Consider the following 16,511-nt stretch of genomic DNA (forward strand, 5'->3'; position numbering starts at 1 on the left):
AGTTCCCGCGCCCCTGAAAGACCAGGCCCTGCGCGCCTCAAAGACCAGGCCCTGCGCGCCTGAAAGACCACGGCCCTGCGCGCCTGAAAAGCGGCGGAGCCGCGGGGTGAAAAGCACGGGGCGCAGCCCCCGCTTTTCAGGGGCGCGGGGAACTGCGCGAGAAGCCCCACCGGGCCCGCACCCGGTCACGAACCCGCGGCCCCGAGACCTTGACCGGCAGTTACTCGGCCCCGTCGGCGGACGCCGCCCCCTTGCGGCGTTTGCGGTGGGTGTACGCCGTGACGGCGGACCACAGATCGCGGCGGTCCACCTCGGGCCACGGCTGGTCCGTGAAGTGGAGCTCCGCGTAGTGGGCGTGCCAGGGCAGGAAGTTGGACGTGCGGATCTCACCGCTGGTGCGCCACAGGAGGTCCACGTCGGGCAGGGCGTGATGAGGCAGGTGCGCGGCGAAGAGCTGTTCGGAGACCCGGGCGGGATCGACCTCGCCCGCGAGCGCGGCACGCGCCAACGCCGCCCCCGCCTGGGCGAGTTCGGCCCGGCCGCCGTAGTTGACGCAGACGTTGAGCGTGAGGCCGGTACGGTTGCGGGTGGCGTGCTCCTGGGCGCGGAGGACCTCCACCACGTCCTCCGGGAGGCCGTCGGGAGAGCCGACCCAGCGCAGTCGTACGTCGTGGTCGAGCAGTTCACCGTCGAGCAGCTCGGCGCGCATGATCGCGAAGAGTTTGGAGACCTCGTCGGGCGACCGCTTCCAGTTCTCGGTGGAGAAGGCGTAGACCGTCAGATGGGCGAGGCCGATCTCCAGCGCGCCCTGGACGACGTCGCGCAGGGCCACCGCTCCGGCCCGGTGGCCCTCGTCGCGGGGCAGCCCGAGCCCGGTGGCCCAGCGTCCGTTGCCGTCCATGACGATGGCCACGTGCCGGGGCAGGTGCGCCTCGGCTATGGCCGGCGGGCGGGCGCCGTCGCGGTGCGGGCGCGGGGGCAGCGGCGGTTCGGCGATCCGCGTGACGAGCCGTTCGGGGCCGGTGAGGGGGCCCGGAGCCGAGGCGTCCCCGGCGCCGCCGCCGGCCGACGCGCCTCCGGCCGTCCGCACCGGCATGTCGTCCCTGCCCGGCGGCAGCGTCAGCCGCCACACCACGGCGGCTCGGGCTCGGGCCGGGCCCACGATCCGCCACTCGGTGTGCCGGGGCACGCGTACCGGGCGGTGCAGGACGGCCGAGCCGGAGCGTTCGATCGCGTCCAGCTCCGCGCCGAAGAGTTCGACCGCGGTGTCGAGCACGATGGCGGGGCCCAGCGGCAGCGTGTTCCGCAGCGCCCGGCGGGAGCTCTCCAACCACTGCCGGGCCTGGTCGACGAGGTGCGCGACCAGCCGCCGTACGGCCGGGGTCCACGCGCGGGAGATCAGCTCGTCCCGGGTCACACCGTGGCGGTCGAGGACCTCGGTGGGGAACCACACCTGCCCGGCGTCAAGGTCCTCGGGGAGGTCGCGGAGCATGTCGGCGAGGAAGAGACCGTCCACGAACCGGGTGAAGCCCGGGAGGTCGCGCAGTCGCACGGGGACGGGCAGTCCGGAGCGGACCAGCATGCGCATCAACTGTTCGGGCCAGCTGACGTTCTGGGCGTGGGCTCGCTCCCGCCACTCCTGCCAGGTCGCGACACCCTCGCGGGCCTCGTCCCCCTGGACGGCGTCCAGGGCTCCCAGCAGATCCGCGGGGTCGAGCCCCCAGTGCCAGACCGCGTCGGTCAGCGCGAGTCGTACCGGGTCGTCGCTGGTGCCGCTCGCCAGGTCGGCCTCCAGCGCGGTCCGCCACTCCTGAAGCCGCCTGCTCCGCTCCTCCGGCGTGCCCTCGGTGGAGTCGAGCAGGTCGTCGGCGGAGGCGAGAGCGGCGTACAGGGCCCAGCACGCGGGGCGGACCGTCGGCGGCATCAGCTGCATGAGCGCGTACTCGGTGGGCCGGGTCGTGCGGACCAGGTGGCGGCACTCGTCGTACGCGGCGTCGAGGGCCGACCGCTCTCGACCGGACCGCCCGGCGGATCCGGCAGCTGACCGCGTTCCGGACCACGTGGTGCTGCGACGCATGGGAAACCCCACATACCTTCGACTGGGACCGATGGGACCGACTCGGGTGACAGCGGTCGCCTGCGATCGGCTTCGATCGCTGTCTCCCCGAGCACCGCCGGAACCTCTCGAACGCGGAACACGGCCACGCCTGCTCGCGACATTATCAGCCGCAATGTCATGTCACGGGCGCGGGTCCGCCCGCCACGGACGAGGGTCGTCCGTGACGGGCGTCGGTCTCACAACCGGGGGTCGACGGGCTCCGACTCCAGGGCCAGTACCCCGAACACCGCCTCGTGCCCCCGCCACAGCGGCTCTCCCTCGGCGAGCCGGTCCAGGGCCTCCAGGCCCAGGGCGTACTCGCGCAGGGCGAGGGACCGCTTGTGGTTGAGGAACCGGCCGCGCAGCCGTGCGAGGTTCTCCGGGCGGGTGTACTCCGGGCCGTAGATGATCCGCAGGTACTCCCGGCCCCGGCACTTGATGCCCGGCTGGACCAACCGTCCCTGTCCGCTGCGCACGACCGCCCCGACCGGCTTGACGACCATGCCCTCGCCGCCGCGGCCGGTCATCTCCAGCCACCAGTCGATGCCGGCGCGCACCGAGGCCTCGTCGCCGGTGTCGACGAAGAGGCGCCGGGTGGTCTGCAGCAGACCGCTGACGTCGTACTCGACGAGCCGGTCCAGCAGCGCGAGCTGCTCGTCGTGCGGGAGCGCGGCGAGGCTGCGGCCCTGGACCGCGAGGATCTGGAAGGGGGCGAGCCGGACGCCGTCCAGGCCCTCGGTGGGCCAGCAGTAGCGCCGGTAGGCCTCCGTGAACGCGGCGGCGTCGGCGGCCCGCTCGCGCTGCCTGCCCAGCAGGTCGCCCACGTCGACGCCGCGTGCCGCCGCGCCCTCCAGGGCGGCCAGCGCGCCCGGGAACACCGCGCCGGAGGCGGCCCCGACGGCCGCGTACTGGGTGCGCAGCAGCCCGGACGCCTTCAGCGACCAGGGCATCAACTCGGCGTCCAGCAGCAGCCAGTCGGTGTCGAGTTCGTCCCAGAGCCCGGCCGCCGTGACGGCCTCGCGGATCCGGGCGAGGACCAGCTCGGTGCGCGACTGGTCGTCGAAGAACGGGCGGCCGGTGCGGGTGTAGAGGGAACCGGTGGGGCCGTCCACACCGAAGCGGGCGCGTGCCGCGTCCGCGTCGCGGCAGACCAGGACGACCGCCCGGGAACCCATGTGCTTCTCCTCGCACACGACCCGCGCGACACCGTCCTCCTTGTACTGCGCGAACGCCTCCGCCGGGTGCTCCAGGTAGCCCTCGACATGCGAGGTCGCGGTCGGCGCCATGGTCGGCGGCAGGTACGGCAGCAGCCGCGGGTCGACCGCGAAACGGCTCATGACCTCGAGCGCCGCGGCCGCGTTCTCCTCGCGGACCGACACCCGGCCGGCGTGCCGGGTCTCGACGACCCGACGGCCGTGCACGTCCGCCAGGTCCAGCGGCCTGCCCTCGTGCCCGCCGGGCGCCTCGGTGGCCAGCGGCCTGGCCGGCTCGTACCAGACCTTCTCCGCCGGTACGTCGACGAGTTCGCGCTCCGGCCAGCGCAGCGCGGTGAGCCTGCCACCGAAGACGGCACCCGTGTCGAGGCAGATGGTGTTGTTCAGCCAGGTGGCGGTGGGCACCGGGGTGTGGCCGTAGACCACGGCGGCGCGGCCCCGGTAGTCCTCCGCCCACGGGTAGCGCACCGGCAGCCCGAACTCGTCGGTCTCGCCCGTGGTGTCGCCGTACAGCGCGTGGCTGCGGACCCGGCCGGAGGTGCGGCCGTGGTACCTCTCCGGCAGACCGGCGTGACAGACGACCAGCTTCCCGCCGTCGAGGACGTAGTGGCTGACGAGCCCGTCGATGAACCGCCGCACCTCCTGCTTGAACTCCTCGCTCTCGTCCTCCATCTGCGCGATGGTCTCGGCGAGCCCGTGGGTGTGCTGGACGTTGCGGCCCTTCAGGTAACGGCCGTACTTGTTCTCGTGGTTGCCGGGCACGCAGAGCGCGTTGCCGGAGCCGACCATCGACATCACGCGGCGCAGCACGGCCGGGCTGTCCGGTCCCCGGTCGACCAGGTCGCCGACGAAGACGGCCGTACGGCCTTCCGGGTGGACGCCGCCGACGTAGCCCAGCTTGCCGAGCAGCGCCTCCAGTTCGCTCGCGCAGCCGTGGATGTCGCCGACGATGTCGAACGGGCCGGTGAGGTGGGTGAGGTCGTTGAAGCGCTTCTCGGTGACGATCGTGGCGTGGTCGATCTCCTCGACACCGCGCAGGACGTGCACCTTGCGGAAGCCCTCGCGCTCCAGGTGCCTGAGGGAGCGGCGCAGTTCGCGGGTGTGGCGCTGGATGACGCGGCGCGGCATGTCGGCGCGGTCGGTGCGGGCCGCGTTGCGCGCGGCGCACACCTCCTCCGGTACGTCGAGCACGACGGCTATCGGCAGCACGTCGTGCTTCCGGGCCAGTTCGATCAGCTGCCGGCGGGACTCCTGCTGCACGCTGGTCGCGTCGACGACGGTACGGCGGCCGGCCGCGAGGCGCTTGCCCGCGATGTAGTGGAGCACGTCGAAGGCGTCCTTCGTCGCGCTCTGGTCGTTCTCGTCGTCCGAGACCAGTCCCCGGCAGAAGTCGGAGGAGATGATCTCGGTGGGCTTGAAGTGGCGTCGGGCGAACGTGGACTTGCCCGAGCCGGAGGCGCCGATCAGCACCACGAGGGAGAGGTCGGTGACGGGCAGGGTGCGCCCCTCGGGGGTCTCCCCGGTCGTGTTGCCGGTGGTGGTTCCGGTGGTCTCGCTCATGCCGCGTTCGCCTCCTTCTTGTTCGTGGTGTCGGTCTTGTTCGTGGTGTCGGTCGTGGCCGTGGTCATGTCGAACACGGCCATCTGGGTGGGCGGCCCCACCTCAGGGTCGTCGGGCCCGACGGGCACGAACCGGACCTGGTAGCCATGCCGTTCGGCCACGGTCGTCGCCCAGGCGCGGAACTCCTCCCGGGTCCACTCGAAGCGGTGGTCGCTGTGCCGGGCGTGCCCGGCGGGAAGGGATTCCCAGCGGACGTTGTACTCGACGTTCGGGGTGGTCACGAGGACGGTGCGGGGGCGGGCCGAGCCGAACACGGCGTACTCCAGGGCCGGCAGCCGGGCCGCGTCGAGGTGCTCGACGACCTCGCAGAGCACGGCGGCGTCGTAGCCCTTGAGCCGCTTGTCGGTGTAGGCGAGGGAGCTCTGGAAGAGCTGGACGCGGGCGGCCTGGCGCTCGCCCATGCGGTCGAGCTTGAGGCGGCGGGAGGCGATGGTGAGCGCGCGCATCGAGACGTCCGTACCGACGATCTCGGTGAAGCGGACGTCCTTGAGCAGCGCCTGCACCAACTGGCCCTGACCGCAGCCCAGGTCGAGGACGCGGGCGGCCCCGGAGTCCTTGAGCGCGGCGATGATCGCGTCACGCCGCTGCACGGCCAGCGGAGTCGACTTCTCGACGGACTCGGCCCCGGTCTCGGCCCCGTCCCCGGTCTCGGCCCCGTCCCCGGTCTCGGGCCCGTCCCCGGTCTCGGGCCCCGGCTCGACGACGGCCCCCGGCTCGGCCTCGGCCTCGGCCGCGATCTCGCCGTCGGCCTCCCCGTCCGCGGACTCCTCGACCGCGTTGTCGATCTCCTCGACCTCGCTGTCGTCGGCCTCGGCCAGCCGGACGAGTTCCATGCGCTCCATGGCCTGCCGGGTCAGCGACCAGCGGCGGGAGAGGTACCGGCTGGTGATCAGCTTGTGCTCGGGGTGGTCCGGGAGCCAGCCCTCGCCCACGCGCAGCAGCTTGTCGACCTCGTCGGACGACACCCAGTAGTGCTTGGCGTCGTCGAGCACCGGCAGCAGCACGTACAGGTGCCGCAGCGCCTCGGCGAGGGTGAGCGACTCCGACTCCAGGACGAGCCGTACGTAGCGGGAGGCACCCCATTCGGGGAACTGGGTGTCCAGCGGCACCGCCTCGGCGGTGACGGTCCAGCCGAGTGGCGCGAAGAGCTTGACGACGAGATCCGGACCGCCGCGGGCGGGCAGCGCCGGTATCTCGACGCGCAGCGGGCGGACCTGCTCCGGGAGTTCGGGGCGGGCCTTGCACTGGCCGCGCACGGCGCTGGAGAAGACGTCGTTCAGCGCGACGGCGAGCAGGGAGGAGGCCGCGTACGGGCGGTCGTTGACGTACTGGGCGAGCGCCGCGTCGGGGGCGCCGCCGCGGCCCTTGCCCTTGCCCCTTCTGACCAGTGCCACCGCGTCCACCTCCAGCAGCAGCGCGGCCGTGCACCGCTCGACGTGCGCCTCGGGGTAGAGGACGTGCGCCGTGCCGTAGGAGGTGGAGAACGCCTGCGCGTTGTCGGGATGCTTGTGCAGCAGGAAACCGAGATCGGTCGCGGGGCGCTCTGGGGTGCCGGTGGTACTGATCGTCAGGAACACGGTGAGGTTGCCTCGTGGTGGGTGTCTGTGATGGACGCCCAACGTACAGCGAAGGATCAGGGCGCACTCAGGCATTTTCGCCGGAGGACCGCCCCCGCGTCGTGGCCGCGGCCGACCCCGCGGCCACGACGGGGGCCCGGCATCAGGGCAGTTCGGTGACCCGGTCGGTGCCCGGTGGGGCGACGGGGCTCTCGGCGGTGAGGTAGTCGGTGAAGGCGGTGATGTCGTCTCCGCCGCCGACGCTGTTCCCGCCCTTGGCGAAGGTGGTGAAGCCGTCGCCGCCCGCCGCGAGGAAGGTGTTGGCGGTCACCCGGTAGGTGGCGTCCGGGTCCAGGGTCTCGCCGTCGAGCTTGATCGAGGACGGGTCGATGCGGTCGCCGACGGGGGCACTGCGGGAGAAGGAGTAGGTCAGGCCCTTGGAGACGCCCAGTATCAGGGTGGGCGCACGGGTCCCGGAGTCGTTGAACTGCTCCTCCAGGATCTTCTCGATCTGTGCTCCGGTGAGGTCCACCGACACCAGGGACCCGGCGAAGGGCTGTACGGCGAAGGCCTCGGCGTAGGTGATCTCGCCGGGTGCCTCGCCGCCCGTGGAGGAGGCGTGCACGAGGTCGGCCCGGACGCCGCCGGGGTTCATCAACGCGATCCGCGCGCCGCCCCGTTCGGGTGCCGAGGTCGCCGCGAGCTGCGCGTCGGCCACCATGTTCGCGAGGTCCGACTCGGCGTCGCGGGTCTCGGAGCGGGTGATGTCGGTGGTGACGCTGCCGACGACCTTGTTGGCCAGGGGCGCCGAGAGGGCCTTCCACTTGTCGATGACGGCGGTCTGGTCGGCGTCCTTGGCGCCGGTGCGGGTGACGAGGTGGTTCATGGCGGCCACCCGGTCCCGTACGACGTCGCCTGTGCGGCGGTCCACGGGCAGGCGCGTCTCGGTGACGACCCGGCCGAAGGAGGAGGCCGAGGTGACCGTACGGGGGTGGCCGGCGGGGTCGGGCAGGGTGCAGACGTACGGCTGGTGGGTGTGGCCGGTGACGACGGCGTCGATGGCCGGGGCGAGGTGCTTCGCGATGTCGACGACGGGGCCGGAGATGCCGTCGCACTGCCCGTACGAACCGGCCTGGACGCCGCCCTCGTGGAGCAGGACCACGATCGCCTCGACGCCCTGGCGGCGCAGTGCGCGGGCGGCGGCGTCGGCGGTCTCGACCTCGTCGGCGAAGCGTACGGACGTGATGCCGGACTGGCCGGTGACCGCGGGCGTGCCCTCCAGGGTCATGCCGATGAAGCCGACCTTGACGCCGTCGACCTTCTTGACCCAGGTGGGGGCGAGGAGCGGCTTGCCGGTGGTGCGGTCGAGGACGTTGGCGGCGAGCCACGGGAAGGCGGAGCCGTCGTACGGTTCGCCCTCGATGTAGCAGCCGTCGTCGGGGTGGCAGCCTCCGTGCTGGATGCGCAGCAGTTCCTCGGTGCCCTCGTCGAACTCGTGGTTGCCGACGCTCGTGACGTCCAGGCGCAGCTTCTCCATGGATTCGACGGTCGGCTCGTCGTGGAAGAGGCCGGAGAGGAAGGGGCTGGCGCCGATGATGTCTCCGGCGGCGACGGTCAGGGAGGCGTCGGTGCCCTCGCGGAGCTGCTTGAGGCGGGCCGCGAGGTGTTCGGCGCCGCCGACCGGGGTGGACTTCGGGTCCAGCTTGGAGCCGAGGGTGGCGTCACGGCCCGTGGGCGGCTCCAGGTTGCCGTGGAAGTCGTTGAAGGAGAGGAGCTGGACGTCGACGGTGTCCGGCTGCTTCGGGACGGCGGGGATGCCGCCGGTCAGGGCGCCGGGGCGGACGGACAGCAGATGGAACTTGGTGACGCTGCCGTTGAAGCCGAAGTTGTCGTCGGCGACGAGGACGAGGGTGCGGGAGCCGTCGGGGAGGGTGGGGCCCCAGGTGATGCCCTCGACGTTGTCGGCGTCCGTGCCGGAGAGGGTGAAGTCGTAGAGCAGCTTCTTCGGCATCGGCCGATCCGTGCCGGACAGCTTCTCCTCGCCGCGTACGTCCGTGGCGCCGCGGGTGGTCGTCCAGTACAGGCGGATCGCGAAGCCCACGCCGGAGGCGAAGGAGCGTTCGACGGTGAGGTAGTCGGTCTTGTTGATCGCGAGGATCTCGGAGACGCCCCGGTCGGCCGCGTAGGTGCCGACGGGGGCGGGCAGCGGGGCGGTGGGCGCGGCGGAGATCGGGTCGACCTCGTAGATGTGTTCGGCCTCGGGCCTGCCGGTGCGGCGGTCCATGACCAGCAGTCGCGAGGGGCTCTTCGCGGTCAGCCCGGCCGCCGGGCCGTCCTGGACGAGCGCGTTCTCGGTGATCGTGACGGCCTCTCGGCCGTCCGGGGAGAGGGTCAGCCCTTCCAGGGCCTGGTTGTTGCGGACACCGGCGACGAGGGTGCCCGCCTCCGAACGGACCGGGGCGTACGCCTTCGGCAGGGGCAGTTCGCGCAGGTACGCGCCGGACGGGGAGGTCTCGCGGACGAAGGCCGGCTGTCCGGAGGCGGAGGCGCCCTCGCTGGTCCACAGCAGGCCCTTGCCGCCGGGGTTCCAGCGGATCGCCTCCGGGTCGACGGCCTTGGCGGCGAAGGGTTCGCCGGTGGTGTCGTCGAGGACGGTCAGGGCGTCGAGGGTGGGCTTGTCCTCGGCGAACTTCCGTCCGTCGAGGGGGAGTTGCAGTGTGTAGAAGCGGGCCTTGCCGTTCTCGGAGCGGTCGTCGCTGAGGGCGGCGTACGTGTGGGTTCTCGGGTCGTAGTCGATGCCGGAGAGTCCGCCGAAGGGCATGCCGAACTCGGTGGTCCCGGCGGGGACGGTGAGGGTGTCGAGGAGGGTGATGCCGTTCTGGGTCTTCTTGGGGGTCCTGTCCGCCTCGGGGGCGGCGTCGGCGGCGAGGTTGTTGGTGAGGGTCAGGCCGCCGAGAAGGGCGGAGGCGGTGAGGGCGGCGAGGCCGACGCGTCTGCGCCTGTGCCTGCCGGTGAGCCGTCTGTGTCCGGGCATGGGTGTTCCTTCCGGGGAGGGGAGGGGAGAGGAGGGGAGAGGTGCGGACGGTGAGGGGAGAGGTGCGGACGGTGAGGGGAGGGGTGCGGACGGTGAGGGGTGGAGCTGGTGCGTCGCGGGGTGCGGGTGAGTGGGGGCTGGTCGCGCAGTTCCCCGCGCCCTTGAAAGACCGGCCCTGCGGGCCGAAAAGCACGGGGCGGCAGCCGGCGTCAGAGGGACGCCGGGGCCACCTCCCCCGCTCCCCGCCGCTTCCTCCGCCACGCGTAGAGCGCCAGGGCGACCAGGGTCATCGCGTACGGGATGGTCGACACCAGTTGCGGTGGAACGTCGAGGGTGCCGAGCTGGACCGCCAGGGCCTCGGCCGCGCCGAAGCCGAGGGCGGCGAGGAAGACGCCCCAGGGGCGCAGGCCACCGAGGAAGACCGCGGCGAGGGCGATGAAGCCGCGGCCGGCGGTCATGTCCCGGACGAAGAAGGACACGTACCCCATGCTGAGGAAGACCCCCGCGAGACCGGCGAGCGCGCCGCTGAGCGCGAGGCCCGCGTACTGGACGCGCCGTACCGCGATGCCGACCGAGGCGGCGGCGTCCGGCATCTCGCCGACCGCGCGGAGGTGGAAGCCGAAGCGGGTGCGGTAGAAGAGCCAGGCGACGAAGGGGGCCGCGAGGAAGGCCAGCCAGGTCAGCATGTTCTGGCCGCTGAGTACGTCCCCCAGCACGGGGATGTCCTCAATGCCGGGCAGGGGGACCGTGGGCAGGGTTCCGCTCTTCAGGCCGGACGTGCCGCCCTTGTCGCCGAGGAGGGTGAAGACGGCGTAGGCGGTGCCGCCGGACGCGAGCAGGTTGAGGCCGATGCCCGCGATGATCGCGTCGGCGCCCAGTTCGAGGCGGAGCGCGGCGAGGAGGACGCCGAGCAGGACGGCCACCGTCACGCCGGCGAGGGCGCCGGCCGCGACCGACCCGCTGTAGCCGGCGACCAGCGCGCCCGTGCAGGCGGCGCTCAGCATCTGGCCCTCCAGGGCGATGTTGCTGATGCCGGCGCGTTCGGCGACGAGTCCGCCCATGGCGGCGAGCAGATAGGGGGTGGCCACGCGCAGCACGGCCGCGAGGAAGGCGCTGCTGAGGACGACATCGAGAACGGAACTCATCGGGCCTCCCCCTCACCGCGCGCACCACCGGGGTGTCCGTCGCCGTCCGCGTCGTGGGCGGCGCCCGGTCGGCCCTGCGGGTCCGTGCCGCCACGGCGTCGGTCGCCGACGCGTCCGCCGGTCGCGGGAAGGCCGTGTGAGGCTCCGCCGACACCCGACCGGCCGTCGGTGTGCCCGCCGGCACTCGTCCGGCCGTTCGAGGCAGCGCCGGTGACCGGTCGGCCCTGCGCGGCGGGCGCCGGGCCGCGGGCGAGGCGGCGTTTGAGGAGGTCCGGGAGGGCTTGGGCGGTGACCAGGAGGACGATGACCGCCTGGATCACGACCACGATCTCCGTGCCCACGTCCGTCTGCTGTTCCATGATGTCTCCCCCGGCGCGCAGGTAGGAGTAGAAGAGGCCGGCGACCACGACGACCAGCGGGTTGTTCCGGGCGAGCAGCGCCACCACGATCCCCTCGAAGGCGAGGCTCCCGGCGAGCCCGGGTTCGAGGCGCCCGTACACGCCCTGCACGAGATGCGCTCCGGCCAGGCCCGCGACGGCCCCGCCGATCACGAAGCTCCACTCGATCGCGCGGGGCACCCGGATGCCGCCGTACTCGGCGAAGTGCGGATTGGACCCGGTCATCCGGATGCGGTAGCCGAGCGGGGTACGGGTGACGAGCAGCCACAGGGCGACAGCGGTGAGCAGCATCAGCAGGAAACCGACGTTGGCACGGCCGAAGGGGATGCCGAGCCATTCGGTGAGGGGGGTCAGCGCGGAGTCCGGCTGGATGCGCTCCGAGTGGACCGCGCTGCTGCCGGGCTCCTTCAACGGGCCGTTCACCAGGTAGTCGTAGACGCGTACGACGATGGCGTTGAGCATCAGCGTCGCCACGATCTCGTTGGCGCCGAGCCGTGCCTTCATCGAGCCGGGCACGAAGCCCATGCCGGCCCCGGCGGCCGCCGCGGCGACCAGCGGGACGAGCACGACGGCGACGGGCGGCAGCGGCAGGAAGATCGCGACGGTGGCCGCCGCGAGCGCGCCCGCGTACAGCTGGCTCTCGGCGCCCAGGCTGATCTGGCGGGCCCGGAAGGGGATGGCCACCGACAGGCCGAGCAGGGTGAGTGTGGTGGCGTCCTCCAGCCAGCGGCCGACGCGGAAGGAGCGCTCCAACGGGCCGGTGAGCAGGGCCTCGTAGGCGGCGACCGGGTCCTTGCCGGTGGCGAGGATCACGAGGAAGCCGATGACGAGGGCCACCAGGACGGTCGCCAGGGTCATGCTGAGGTCGACGGCGAGGCCCCGGCGCCGGGTGGCCCGGTACTCCCGGCGGTCCTCGCTCTCGATGAGGGTGCTGGTCATCAGGGGGTCGCCTTCCCGGAGTCGCCGGAACCGTGGTCGTCCAGCCCGGCTCTCAGCCGCTGCGGTGCGTGGTGTTCGACGCCGAGCATGTACAGGCCGACCCGCTTCTCGGTGAGGTCGGTCGTGTCGTCGAAGCGGCCGACGAGCCGGCCGTCCTTGAGGACGAGCAACCGGTCGGAGAGGGCGAGGAGTTCGGTGAGGTCGGCGGAGATGAGGAGGACCGCCGCGCCCGCGTCGCGGGCGGCGACGAGACGCTCGTACATGAAGCGCATGGCGCCGATGTCCACGCCGCGGGTGATCTGGGAGGCGATCAACAGCCGTGGTCCGGCGGAGAGTTCGCGGGCGACGACGACCTTCTGCAGGTTGCCGCCGGACAGCGCGCGCACCGGCACGGACGGGTCGGGTGTGCGGATGGCGTAGTCCGCGACGAGCCGTTCGGCGTGGGCGCGTACGGCGGCGGGGCGCAGGACGCCTCGGCGGGCGAGGGGCGGGCGGTCGTGCCGGTCGACGACGAGGTTGTCGGCGATGGACTCGTCCAGCGCGGCCCCGTCGTGGAGGCGGTCCTCGGGGACGTATCCGATGCCGGCCCGGCGGTGTCCGGCGACGTCGAGCCCGGCGGTGTCGGTGTCACCGACGCGTACCGTGCCCGAGCCCGGTCGCCGCAACCCGGCGAGGATCTCGGCGAGTTCGGTCTGCCCGTTGCCCTCGATACCGGCCACGCCGACGATCTCGCCGGCGGCGACGTCGAAGTCGATGCCGTGCAGGGACTGCCCGGTCGGGGCGGCGTAGCCCAGGTCCCGCACCCGCAGCGCGGTGGCGGCGCGCCGGGCCGGGGCGCGGTCGACGTCGAGGGTCATCTCGCGGCCGACCATCATCGCGGCGAGTTCACGCTCGGAGGTGTCGGCGGTGGCGACGGTTCCGACGAGGGCGCCGGCCCGCATCACGCTCACCCGGTCGCTGATCTCCCGCACCTCGCGCAGCTTGTGGGAGATGAACAGCACGGTCATCCCGCCGTCGCGCAGGCGTCGTACGGCGGCGAAGAGGTCCTCCGTCTCCTGTGGGGTGAGGACCGCGGTCGGCTCGTCCAGGATCAGTGTCCGGGCCCGGCGGTGGAGGGCCTTGAGGATCTCGGCGCGCTGGCGCATGCCGACCGACACCTCGTCGATACGGGCCAGCGGGTCGACGGCGAGTCCGGCCTCCTCGGCGAGCCGGGCGGTGGCCTCGACGGCCGCCTGGGCGTCGACCAGACCCCGTCGGCCGGGCTCGACGCCGAGGACGACGTTCTGGGCGACGGTGAAGGACGGCACCAGCATCAGGTTCTGGTGGACCATGCCGACACCGAGCGCGATCGCGGACGCCGGGCCGCGCAGTACGCGGGGCCGGCCGCCGATCAAGATCTCGCCGGAGGTGGGCTGCTCCAGGCCGTAGAGCAGCTTCATCAGCGTGGACTTGCCCGCTCCGTTCTCGCCGACGACCGCGCGGATCTCACCGACCGGTACGTCGAGGTCGACGCCCCGGACCGCGCGGACGCCGTTCGCGTACGTCTTGGTGACCGCGCGGGTGGCGACGGCGGGCCCGGCCGGGTCCCATGACTCGTTCATCTCAAGGCCGTTCGGGGTGGGTGCGGGGGTCAGAAGGCGCTGGGGACCGTGAGGGAACCGGACTTCACGCGGTCGGCCGCCTTCTGGAGCTCGGTACGGATCTTCTCCGGCACGATCTCCTGGAAGTGGGCGTCGTCGACGTAACCGACCGCGTCCTCGGCGAGACCGACGCTCTGCACGGCGCCGTACTTCACGGCGTCCTTCTTGTCGTCCTCGGCGGCCTGGTAGAGGGCGTTGCCGACGTTCTTGAGGATCGAGGTGACGACGGTGTTCTTCTGCGCGTTGTCGGTGAGGGTCTGGTACTGGTCGGAGTCGACGCCGAAGGTGTAGCGGCCGGCGCTCGCGGCCGACTCGAAGGTGCCGAGCCCGGAGAGCCCCGCGACCGGCCAGACGAGGGCGGCGCCCTGCCCGTACATCGCGGTGGAGATCTCCTTGCCCTTGGCGGGGTCGCCGAAGGGCTTGTCGCCGCCGACGTACTGGGTGAGGACGTCGGAGTTCTTGCCGCCGGCCGCCTTGAACCCGGCCTTGAATCCGACGATGAAGTCCTCGATGACGGGGATCTTCACGCCTCCCACGACGCCGACCTTGTTCAGGGATTCGGCTCCCTTGAGGGCTTTCTCGGCGACCAGCTTCTCGGCGAGGAATCCGGCCAGATAACCGCCCTCGTTCTGTTTGAAGGTCACCGAGTAGACGTTCTCACACTTGTTGGAACAGCCGTTCTTGCCGGAGTAGTCGACGGCCGAGTCGAACACCCAGAACTTCTTGTCCGGGTACTGCGGGGCGAGTTCACCGATGTAGTCGGTGACGTCGAAGGTGCCGGCCGCGAGGATGTCGTAGTCGTCGGCCGCCGCCGCGTCCTCGAATCCCGGCTCCCACTTGGTGCGGTCCGAGCCCAGCTCCACCACCTTCAATTCGTACCCCAGCTCGCTCTCGGCCCGCTTGAGCCCCTCGTACGCGGAGTCGAAGAACGACTTGTCGCCGAGCCCGCCGTTGACCACCAATTTGATCCGGGGCTTTCCGGAGGAGGCCGCCCCGGAATCGTCGGACCCCGATCCCCCGCACGCGCTCAGCACCAGCATTCCCGCCACTGCGGCGGCGGCGCCCGGTCCGTAACTACGGCGAATTCTCATCACTGCCGACCTCCTGATCATTTTTTCCTTCTTTCTCTGTCCGCAGTCTTGCGTCTTCTGTCTTCTGACATCTGGCTTCTGACTTCTGACTTCCGTCCGCTGTTCTCGCTGACAGCGACAGTAGGAAGTACAAAACGTTTTGGCTACGCCGAACGGTTTCTGTTTGATTTCTTCCCGGGGAATTTCAGCCGTCGGCCCGCAGCGCGGCCGCGGCGATGCGGACGGCACGGTCGAACCCGGTCTCCCGGTCCGCGGCGGACAGGGCCGCGCCGGTGCGCACGTGGTCCGACACGGTCAGGACAGCGAGCGCCTCGCCGCCCTCCGCCGCGGCCACGGCGTACAGCCCGGCCGCCTCCATCTCGACGGCGAGGGTGCCCCGGCGTTCGAGGGCGTCGAGGACCGCGGGCCGGTCGAGGTAGAAGTGGTCGCTGGAGAACACGGGGCCGATGTGCACGGCTGGACGGTCCGAGCGGCCCGGTCCGCCCGGTTCCTCCGCCTCGACGGCGTTCGCCGCGTCGACGGCCGCGCGCAGCGGCCGGTAGGAGGCGGCCAGGGAGAGGGTCACACCGTCCACCAGGAGGCGGCTGACGCTGGAGTCGGTGTGCGCGGCGGAGGCGATGACGACGTCCCGGAGGGCGACCGAGGTGGTCAGCGCGCCCGCCGTGCCGACCCGGACGATCCGGCGGACCCCGTAGTGCCGGAACAGCTCCGTCGCGTAGATCGACATCGACGGGATGCCCATGCCGGAGGCGAGCACCGACATCGGTACGCCCCCGTACGTGCCGGTGTACCCGAGGATGCCGCGCACCTCGGTGACGAGCCGCGCGCCGTCGAGCACCGTCTCGGCGATCCGCCGGGCCCGCCGGGGGTCGCCGGGCATCAGCACAAGGGGGGCGAAGTCGCCGGAGGCGGCGGAGATGTGGGGGGTGCCGACGGACGCCGGAGTGCCGACAGGCACGGGCACGGGCACGGGCCCGGGTACGGGTACGGGTACGGCCTCGGCGGCCGTCACAGCTCCTCCCCCGCGAGCCAGCGGACGAGGCGGTCCCACAGTTCCGCGTAGCCGTCCCATTCCAGGAACGGGGGCGGGGCCCAGTGCGGGGCGACGTCGGAGGTGAAGGCGGCCGAGCGGCCCGTGCCGTGGTCGCCGACGGCCAGCAGCGGATGCCCGGCGCACTCGGCGAGCAGCGCCGCCTCCGGTCGTACGGCGACCTCGTTGAGGCCGAGGAGCGCGGGCCAGGCACGGTCGAGTCCGGCGACGACGGGGTGCCCTCCCACCACCTCGGGGACGGCCCCAGCCGGCAGCTCCACCCGGTCGTCGCGGTCGAGCATCGTCACCGGCAGGGCGGCGGCCAGCGGCGTACGCCCCCAGCGCGCGCGGGCGTCGATGCCGCTGAAGGTCAGATAGCCGCCGATCATCAGCACGCCTCCGCCGCGCTCGACGAAGTCCCGCACCAGCTCCGAGCGGTCGGGGGCGGGCTCGGACCGGTTGAAAGTCTCCGGCGGCAGCTGGAAGCTGTTCGCGCCGACATCGCTGATGACCACGACGTCGAACGCGTCGAAGCCGTCGGCGGTGTCCGGGACCCGCGTGGGTATCTCGTGCGCGGGCACGTACGTGACGTCGTGGCCGCGTGAACGCAGCGCGTCGAGGAAGACGCCGCCGCCCTCGGTGTACTCGGCGGTGTGAAAGGCGTCGAAGCCCTTCTGATGGACCGTGTACGTGAACCAGGACTCGCCGACGACGAGGACTCTGGGCATGGACGAACCGACTTTCTC

Annotated in this window: 10 protein-coding genes; all 10 read right to left on the reverse strand. The window is 72.1% G+C overall.

The annotated features are described in order from the left end of the window. Positions 1 to 220: 220 nt before the first annotated feature. The 10 genes from uppS to P8T65_RS11375 all read right to left on the reverse strand — a co-directional run bounded on the left by uppS (position 221) and on the right by P8T65_RS11375 (position 16,493). A complete protein-coding gene (gene uppS, locus P8T65_RS11330; protein ID WP_316725295.1) occupies positions 221 to 2,077 on the reverse strand; it encodes a polyprenyl diphosphate synthase in 1,857 nt (618 codons plus the stop codon). A 218-nt stretch (positions 2,078 to 2,295) separates the two neighbouring features. Further along, the gene (locus P8T65_RS11335) at positions 2,296 to 4,872 is read right to left on the reverse strand and encodes a polynucleotide kinase-phosphatase (protein WP_316725296.1); all 2,577 of its coding nucleotides are present in this window, start codon (positions 4,870 to 4,872) and stop codon (positions 2,296 to 2,298) included. After that, positions 4,869 to 6,509 carry a 3' terminal RNA ribose 2'-O-methyltransferase Hen1 gene (locus P8T65_RS11340; protein ID WP_316725297.1) on the reverse strand — a complete coding sequence of 547 codons (1,641 nt, stop codon included), beginning with the start codon at positions 6,507 to 6,509 and terminating at the stop codon, positions 4,869 to 4,871. The genes P8T65_RS11335 and P8T65_RS11340 overlap by 4 nt, the downstream gene beginning before the upstream one ends. 142 nt (positions 6,510 to 6,651) lie before the next feature. Further along, the gene (locus P8T65_RS11345) at positions 6,652 to 9,522 is read right to left on the reverse strand and encodes an esterase-like activity of phytase family protein (RefSeq protein WP_316725298.1); all 2,871 of its coding nucleotides are present in this window, start codon (positions 9,520 to 9,522) and stop codon (positions 6,652 to 6,654) included. A 209-nt stretch (positions 9,523 to 9,731) separates the two neighbouring features. Next, entirely contained in the window at positions 9,732 to 10,667 is a 936-nt protein-coding gene (locus P8T65_RS11350) for an ABC transporter permease (protein ID WP_316725299.1), read from the reverse strand. Continuing rightward, complete coding sequence (locus P8T65_RS11355) at positions 10,664 to 12,004, reverse strand: ABC transporter permease (RefSeq protein WP_316725300.1); 1,341 nt, start codon at positions 12,002 to 12,004, stop codon at positions 10,664 to 10,666. Before P8T65_RS11355 ends, P8T65_RS11350 begins: the two co-directional genes overlap by 4 nt. Next, a complete protein-coding gene (locus P8T65_RS11360; RefSeq protein ID WP_316725301.1) occupies positions 12,004 to 13,605 on the reverse strand; it encodes an ABC transporter ATP-binding protein in 1,602 nt (533 codons plus the stop codon). The genes P8T65_RS11355 and P8T65_RS11360 overlap by 1 nt, the downstream gene beginning before the upstream one ends. A 29-nt stretch (positions 13,606 to 13,634) precedes the next feature. Next, positions 13,635 to 14,735 carry a BMP family ABC transporter substrate-binding protein gene (locus P8T65_RS11365; RefSeq protein ID WP_316725302.1) on the reverse strand — a complete coding sequence of 367 codons (1,101 nt, stop codon included), beginning with the start codon at positions 14,733 to 14,735 and terminating at the stop codon, positions 13,635 to 13,637. A gap of 184 nt (positions 14,736 to 14,919) precedes the next feature. Beyond that, the gene (gene deoD / locus P8T65_RS11370; protein ID WP_316725303.1) at positions 14,920 to 15,747 is read right to left on the reverse strand and encodes a purine-nucleoside phosphorylase; all 828 of its coding nucleotides are present in this window, start codon (positions 15,745 to 15,747) and stop codon (positions 14,920 to 14,922) included. Beyond that, positions 15,744 to 16,493: a glutamine amidotransferase gene (locus P8T65_RS11375; RefSeq protein ID WP_316725304.1), complete on the reverse strand. Its 750-nt coding sequence runs from the start codon at positions 16,491 to 16,493 to the stop codon at positions 15,744 to 15,746. The genes deoD and P8T65_RS11375 overlap by 4 nt, the downstream gene beginning before the upstream one ends. Between the last annotated feature and the right edge of the window lie 18 nt (positions 16,494 to 16,511).

The organism is Streptomyces sp. 11x1 (genome assembly GCF_032598905.1).
Taxonomy (GTDB): Bacteria; Actinomycetota; Actinomycetes; order Streptomycetales; family Streptomycetaceae; genus Streptomyces.

Excerpts from the sequence above, each read along its gene's own strand:
- uppS (WP_316725295.1), bottom strand. The coding sequence starts at position 2,077 with ATGCGTCGCAGCACCACGTGGTCCGGAACGCGGTCAGCTGCCGGATCC.
- P8T65_RS11335 (WP_316725296.1), bottom strand. The coding sequence starts at position 4,872 with ATGAGCGAGACCACCGGAACCACCACCGGCAACACGACCGGGGAGACC.
- P8T65_RS11345 (WP_316725298.1), bottom strand. The coding sequence starts at position 9,522 with ATGCCCGGACACAGACGGCTCACCGGCAGGCACAGGCGCAGACGCGTC.
- P8T65_RS11350 (WP_316725299.1), bottom strand. The coding sequence starts at position 10,667 with ATGAGTTCCGTTCTCGATGTCGTCCTCAGCAGCGCCTTCCTCGCGGCC.
- P8T65_RS11355 (WP_316725300.1), bottom strand. The coding sequence starts at position 12,004 with ATGACCAGCACCCTCATCGAGAGCGAGGACCGCCGGGAGTACCGGGCC.
- P8T65_RS11360 (WP_316725301.1), bottom strand. The coding sequence starts at position 13,605 with ATGAACGAGTCATGGGACCCGGCCGGGCCCGCCGTCGCCACCCGCGCG.
- P8T65_RS11365 (WP_316725302.1), bottom strand. The coding sequence starts at position 14,735 with ATGAGAATTCGCCGTAGTTACGGACCGGGCGCCGCCGCCGCAGTGGCG.
- P8T65_RS11375 (WP_316725304.1), bottom strand. The coding sequence starts at position 16,493 with ATGCCCAGAGTCCTCGTCGTCGGCGAGTCCTGGTTCACGTACACGGTC.